Source organism: Bradyrhizobium sp. WSM4874, assembly GCF_055811835.1.
The window spans coordinates 1-6990 of the sequence record NZ_JBVVPR010000100.1 but is presented as its reverse complement, the minus strand read 5'-3'; the positions used below and the strand labels follow the sequence as shown (position 1 = coordinate 6990).

Sequence of the window (6990 nt, the reverse complement as noted above, 5' to 3'; positions counted from 1 at the left end):
AACGGGTGGGCGACTTCAAATCGGAATGGTGGGCGAGATCATCTCGGAATCCTGGGCGACATCGATCGGAATCCGCAAACGCTGCCTTGGCCGTCTTGCATAGCCCTGTTCGGGTCACCCTCAGGAAGCAGACTTCGCGTCGCTCCGAGTTTGAGCCCGCCGCGGGGTCAAAAGGCGCCACCTCCAAATGCAGCTTGTTCCTTATCGGCTAGGGCGAGCATCCGAGATCGTATCGCGTCGTATCATCCTGATGCTAGATTTCACAACGGCAGGGAGCGCCTGCTTCCTGCTTCATACCGAACAGGAGGACGACATGCCTGATAGCGTCTACAAGGTCATTGAACTGATCGGTACCAGCAGCGACTCATGGGAGAAGGCGGCCGCTAATGCGGTCGAGCTAGCTGCGAAATCTCTCCGAGATCTTCGCATTGCAGAGGTCGTCAAGCTCGATATGCAATTGGATGCGAAGGGAAAAGTAGAGGCCTATCGCGCCAAGCTCAACGTATCATTCAAGTTCGAGGATTCCTGAGCCTCGGCACCTCGCCCCACTTGCGGGGCGAGGTTGGCGCACTGGAGAACAGCGTGTCGCGCCGGCCCCGGCCGCCGTTTGTGACGCATCCTGGAAGTAGGGCCCTGGTCCAACTGGGACCCGCTATGCTTTGGTGAGTGGAGCGGGAACCGTAGCGCGTGGTGACCTCATGTACATAGTCATTCGCAAGTACACCAAGGTTCGTTCGGTTGCAGACGCTGCTCGCCGCGCCAAGAGCGGCATCGGTCAGATCCTAAGGCAATCGCAAGGATTCAGATCTTACTACCTGCTGGATGGGGGCGACGGCGTTGGTGTCGCCGTGATGATATTCGAGGACCGCGAAAGCGCAAATGCAGGAAACGCTAAGATATTGGAGTTTGTTCAGGCAAGTCTGCATGACCTCGATCTTGGAGATCCCGAAATCACGACTGGCGAAGTATTGGTGAATATCGAACCTGATGCGTCCTTGGCATAGAGTATTCGTAAACCCCGCCGGTTCCGGTGGGGTGCCACCCCTTGCCGCTGAAGTCGATCCGATCGCCGTCGCGTTGGGGCGATCGCACTCTGGACATACGGATGTCGTCTGACATTTCTCGCGTACTCATAAATTAACCTCTTGAACCAATGTCCGCTTGTCCCCAATAGCGGCGCGAAAGCGGATGTTGTCGGACTTTCAAGAGGGGCCAAGCTCGGAACTCGCTAGACCATTCGACTGGCTCACGAGGCCAAGTCGTCGAGCAACGCCTTGGCCTCTTTCAAATCGCGCGTGTCGAACCCTTCAGTGAACCAGCCGTAAACCGGAGCCAGCAGATCACGTGCCGCGGTGCGTTTGCCCTCATCGCGCCATAAGCGGGCAAGGCTCGTCGCTGCCCGGAGCTCAAGTGATTTCGCCCGTTGTTGCCGAGCGGTTTGTAGGGACTTCAGCAGCCATTTGCTCCCTCCGAGCTGGCCGCGAGATAATGCCACCAACCCTCGCAGCCGAGAGATTTCCGCATCCCACCAGTGCTCGCCGCTTTGTTCCGCAATGGCAGCAGCACCCGTCAGGGCTTCGGCTCCGCCGGGGTGGTTTCCTGTGTGACAAAGCACTTCGCAAAAGAGCGCAAAGCTATAGGGAGCGTACTGGATCGTGCCTCGCTTCGCCGGATCAGCAAGCGCGGCGCGGTAGGAGGCAATCGCCGCCTCAATCCTCTCCGGTGCCGACAACGCCCAGCCGCGGAGAACTCGTGGATCGAGCGGCAAGGCAATGCGCTTCTCAGCCGCTAGGGTCTCTGCGCTCTCAATGCACTGCAGCACCGAAGCTGAGTCACGTCGGAACTGGTGCAATATCGACGCATGCAGACGCGCCATAGCAAGGCTGAAGGGATGGTTCACCCGTTCCGCAAGCGCCAACGCGTCATTCACGCGAGCGAGCGCCGTGTCAGGGTAGCCGAGCAGCCAGGCGCTCCAGGCACCTAGCGTTCCTGCACAGACTCCAGGGTCGTGGCCGTAGATGTGTGCGTGCGTCCGGTGCTGCTCGAACTCATAAAGGGTTCGGCCCTTCTCGCAATGCTCCTGCGCCGGAGCGAGCTCGCCGCAGAAGAAATGTGTTGTCCAACCCGTATGATGAGCTTCGAGCCGAAGACCGACATTATTACTCTTTTCGACCAGGCTCAGGAGCCTATCTGAAAGCTGGCGCGCCGCATTCCAATCCGACGTACGTCGGAAAGTCCACAACCCCCATATCGCGGTGAACTGAGAATCGACGTCCCCTATCTTATCGGAAAGCTCGAGCGCACGAGCGTGCGCTTTTGCTGCTTCGGCTGAGGAGAAGCCGTTGGCGTTACTAAGAGACACGCCTTTAGCGAGTTGCAGCTTGATCTCTTGCTGATCGCGCTGCGCATCCAAGAGAGATGGCAGCAGGGACAGACCACGATCGAAATGTCTGACCGCCTCGGCATATGCGGAGCGGGAAGCAGCAAACTGGCCTGCTTTTAGCCATTGATCGGAGGCTCGTTCCGCCTGTCCGGCACCCGTCAAATGATGGGCCAGTATCTCTGGCTGCCGATCGACCAGATCTGCGAAATGCTGCTCCAAGGTGGTGGCAACTCGTGCATGCAACTCTTGCCGTCTTGGGCGCAGCAGCGTGCCATAGGCAGCGTCCTGCACCAGCGCGTGCTTGAATAGATAGCTGGAATACGGAGGCACACCTTGTCGGAACAACAAGCCAGCGGAGATCAGACGGTCTAAGGCGGATGCCAACTCTGGCTCCGGCTTGCTCGCAACGGAAAAAAGCAGGGTGTGAGAGAACTCTCGCCCGATCGCGGAACCGATCTGGGCCACCTCCTTGGCGGGCCCGAGCTGGTCGAGCCTCGCCATAAGCGATGCGTGCAGGCTTGCGGGGACCGCCGCCGCAGGTGACGGAATATTGCCTCTAGTTCGCCGCGCCTCGCCCTCGCTCTTGGTCTCCAGCACCGCCTTCGTCATCTCCTCCACAAAAAGGGGAATTCCGTCCGTGCGTTTAATAATGTCCTGCCGCACGCTCGCCGAAATAAGCTGGTTGCCCACGATGTGATCAATCACCGCCTCGATTTGGCGCTGCGCCAGCCGATTGAGGGTGAGAGCAGTGACGTAGGCCCGCCCGATCCAGTGCGGTTCGAACTCTGGACGAAACGTCACAATCAACAGCACACGGTAGGTCCGAAGCCGGTCAACGACTCCGCTGAAAGCTTCCTGACTCGTGGGATCGGTCCAATGTGCATCCTCGACGATCATTAGCACAGGTGTGGAGCGCGATAATGCCTCCACCTGTGACCCGAGCGCTTCAAATGTCCGCTGGCGGTGCTGTTCGAAGGGTATGTCGAGCGCCGCGTAGCGTCCGTCTTTTGGCAGCGACAGCATGTCGGCGAATAGCGCCATATCCTCCAAAGAGGTTGAAGTCTGCGCCAATACTGTATCGAGCTTGTCCAGCTTCGTTTCCAGCGCGTCGTCATGCGCAAATCGTGCGGCCCGTTCCATCTGGCCGATGATCGGGTAAAAAGCGCTGTCGGTATGCTGCGGCGAGCAGAAATAGCGCAATCGGGTATGCGGCTCGTTAGCGATGCTTTCCAGCAGCGCCGCCGTAAGCCGCGATTTGCCAATACCAGCCTCGCCGGAGAGCAGCACTACTTGGCCTTCACCACTCTTTGCCTTGGACCAGCGTCGCAACAGGAGTTCGAGTTCTTCGTCGCGCCCAACAAGCTCGGTCAATCCGTTCGCGTGGAAGGCCTCGAAGCGGCTTTCGACTGAAGCCGGCCGCAACGCAGCCCATGCCCCTACGGCGCCTGAAATACCTTTGAGTTCTTTCGGCCCAAATTCTTCAAACTCGAACAGATTGCCCAACAGCTTCCGAGTACTCTCCGCAATGACGACGCTGTTCGGCTCAGCAACGCCTTGCAAACGTGCTGCAAGGTTTGGCGTTTCACCAATTATGGCGTGCTCCTGAGAAGCGCCGGACCCGATGAGGTCGCCGACAACCACCAGTCCCGTTGCGATGCCGATACGCGTCTGCAGGGGGGCACGGATCTTCAGAGCACCTACGCCAGCCACCAACTCCAGCCCCGCCCGGACGGCCCGTTCGGCATCGTCTTCGTGCGCCTGCGGATACCCGAAATACACCAGTACCCCATCGCCCATATACTTCGCAACAAAGCCGCCGAACCGCCGCACGATGTCGGTGACGCACTTCTGATACGCGGAAATGATCTCGCGTAGGTCTTCAGGGTCCATGCGTGCAGAAAGTGCTGTTGAACCCACAAGGTCCGAGAACATCACAGTGACTTGGCGACGTTCGGCGGCATCTTGGGGCGTCAACTCGGCCGTAACCCGTTGAGCGACGGCAGGGCTCCCAAGCTCCTGGATAGCCGCAAGCATTATGCGCCGATGCCCGAGCAGCACGCCGATGTCCTTAAGATCCTGATCAGTCAGATGGCGAAGTGCTGCGAAACCAATCCCGTTTTCAGCAAAACGCTGCGCGTACTCGGACATTCCGAGCTTTTGGAGCCAGTCGACAATTTGCTGCATCGCGGCCCCTCCCAGATTTTGTGTAACCCTCTCTGGACCGATAGGACCGAAAGTCTACCACGCGCGCCGACTTATTCCAGCACCCGCCGCGAGGTTGCATGTCCGGTCAGGGTCACAATCGGTCCTCCATCGGCTGCGCGCCGCAGGTCAGCTAAGGGCCCATAAACGGACTGATTCACCGCAACAAGCATTGTTGCTATTCGATCACTTCATCGACGCGGGCGAGGAGCACTTTGGGCACTTCAAGGCCAATAGCTCTGGCCGTTCGCAGGTTAATCAACAGCTCGTATCTGATCGGCGCTTGAACGGGAAGGTTCGCTGGTTGATCGCCGTTCAATACACGATCCACATAAGTAGCAGCACGCTCATAGCCATCGTTTGCGGCGGGTCCGTAAGAGGCGAGACCTCCGTTCGAGACAAAAAATCCAAAAGGAGATACGGTTGGTAAGCGAAATTGCAATGCCAATGACATTAACAAGTCGCGATGAATGGTCGCTGGAGAACTCGCCGTGATGATTACCCCGCCCCTGCCCTCTCGCGCGAAGGCCGCCAATGCCGTCCTTGTCTCCGCCAAGTCTCGCGGATTAATCGCGGTCAATTCAAGCTCTGACGAGGACGATGCCACGGTCTGGATCGCGGCGAACTGACCAATTCCGGCGGCCATCGAAGGATCACGAATCACCGCAACCCGCTTCAAATTGGGCGTAAGTTCTTTCAGCAACTCTAGCCACTTGCCACTGATGCTATACTCGAACGCGGTAAACCCCGTCGTGTTGCCGCCCGGCCGCGCGAGGCTGACAACAAATCCAGCCCCGACCGGATCGATAACATTCGCAAAAATGATCGGTACGTCACGAGTCACCCGTTGCAAAGCGGCTACGCTCGGACTGGCCGAGGCTAGGAGTACGTCCGGTTTAACTGCGATCAACTCCTTTGCGTATTCGTGATAACGCTCTGCACTCTCACCGGCCCAGCGGACTTCCGTGTGTAAGTTCTTTCCCTCGATCCATCCACGCTTTTCTAACGCCCGCGCGAACACCCTTATTCTGGCCTGACCTTCGTCGCTGTCAGAATTCAGGTTGACGAGAATGCCCAGCTTTCGTATTCGCGCGCCGTCCTGCGCAAGCGCCACAGCCGGAAGTGACAGGGCCGCCACTCCCAGAGATGCGATCAACTCCCGTCGCGTCATGGAATGCCTCTGTCACCGGGTTGCGTCAATTTATCTACTTGATCACAGATCGCGGCCAACCTCCATCATAGCTTCTGCGGACAATGCTGCAGATCGGCAGCTTGCATGATTTGGTCGGCTCACCTCCCGGAAGCGGCCGTCGCGGCGTTCTGAGCCAAGGTCAGTCAGGGCCAAAGAGCGAATTACACCGTGACCAGCGCAGCGATTTTCGGCCCAGGCACTGTGGGCGCTGGGCGCTCTCTCCCATTTGTCAACGTGGTTGACGGTAGTTGGCCGGAATTGCTGTTCCGCGAGTTATTGGATGGAGTCGTCCGGCAACCAACCATGATGAATGTGCCTTTGCAAAACTGGTCCTGGTGGTTGAAGTTCGGCGCATGTGTGACCGGCTGCGTCAGCGGTGTCATTGCGCGCGATATGGACGCCCGAGGTGAACGGCGATTGAAGTTACCATCGCCTGCACCTCTTCTTTAATGAACCAATGGCCGGCTACCGATGCGACCGGCGACGGTGCCGTCATGCCGGCGGGAGCGCAGCCGCGGCAGACGACGGACTGATGATCTGATCAATCGGGAAAGGCGCTATCCAACAAAGGAGTATCCTATGAAGTTGGCTCAAACATCAGCACTAATCATTTGTCTGCTCGGCGCGCCGGGAATTTCGCTGGCCGCGGACGCCAAGGGGGACGTGGAGAAGGCTTACGCCGCTTGGGATGCCGCATTCAACAAGCACGACGAGAAAGCCATCGGCGCCTCCTATCTCGCGACGGCAAAATTGATGCCACCCACGCATCAGGTCGCGTCGGGTCCGGCCGAGATCGAGAAGTTCTTTGCCGGACTCTTCGCGAGCGGTGTGACGGATCACAAGTTGGAGATGATCGACGCCGGCGGAGACGACAAGGTTGTCTTCGGCACAGCCAAGTGGAGCGCCGCGGGCAAGGACAAGGAGGGCAAGCCGTCTCCCTTCAGTGGTTTAGCGACGCACGTCTTCGAACGCCAAGCCGATGGATCGCTCAAATTGAGGCTGCAAACATTCAACTAGAGCGGTCAAATCTCAATCGATCCGGCGAGGCGGCGGCCTTGCCGGGCACCCGAAAGGTCCGCCATGCCTTGGTGAGCGGAGTTCGTGGAGGACCGCCGACACTTCGCCGATGGGCCATGTGTGGACGTATATGGACCCCGCCCGATTGCAACGACTGGCTTGATCAGGATCGACGGCCACAACTGCTGACGTATAT

At 58.5% G+C, this 6990-nt stretch carries 5 protein-coding genes; 3 read left to right on the top strand and 2 right to left on the bottom strand.

From position 1 onward, the window contains the following. Nucleotides 1–313 precede the first annotated feature (313 nt). Nucleotides 314–529 carry a dodecin family protein gene (locus AC0L3P_RS38940; RefSeq protein ID WP_247339559.1) on the top strand — a complete coding sequence of 72 codons (216 nt, stop codon included), beginning with the start codon at nt 314–316 and terminating at the stop codon, nt 527–529. Between the two features lie 169 nt (nt 530–698). Continuing rightward, nucleotides 699–1004: a hypothetical protein gene (locus tag AC0L3P_RS38935; RefSeq protein ID WP_473309301.1), complete on the top strand. Its 306-nt coding sequence runs from the start codon at nt 699–701 to the stop codon at nt 1002–1004. A 242-nt stretch (nt 1005–1246) separates the two neighbouring features. Here AC0L3P_RS38935 and AC0L3P_RS38930 read toward each other — a convergent pair whose 3' ends face one another. Beyond that, nucleotides 1247–4567: an adenylate/guanylate cyclase domain-containing protein gene (locus AC0L3P_RS38930; protein ID WP_473309300.1), complete on the bottom strand. Its 3321-nt coding sequence runs from the start codon at nt 4565–4567 to the stop codon at nt 1247–1249. 196 nt (nt 4568–4763) lie between these two features. After that, the gene (locus AC0L3P_RS38925) at nt 4764–5756 is read right to left on the bottom strand and encodes an ABC transporter substrate-binding protein (protein WP_473309299.1); all 993 of its coding nucleotides are present in this window, start codon (nt 5754–5756) and stop codon (nt 4764–4766) included. 600 nt (nt 5757–6356) lie between these two features. Here AC0L3P_RS38925 and AC0L3P_RS38920 point away from each other — a divergent pair. Then, a complete protein-coding gene (locus tag AC0L3P_RS38920) occupies nt 6357–6794 on the top strand; it encodes a YybH family protein (RefSeq protein ID WP_473309298.1) in 438 nt (145 codons plus the stop codon). Nucleotides 6795–6990 lie beyond the last annotated feature (196 nt).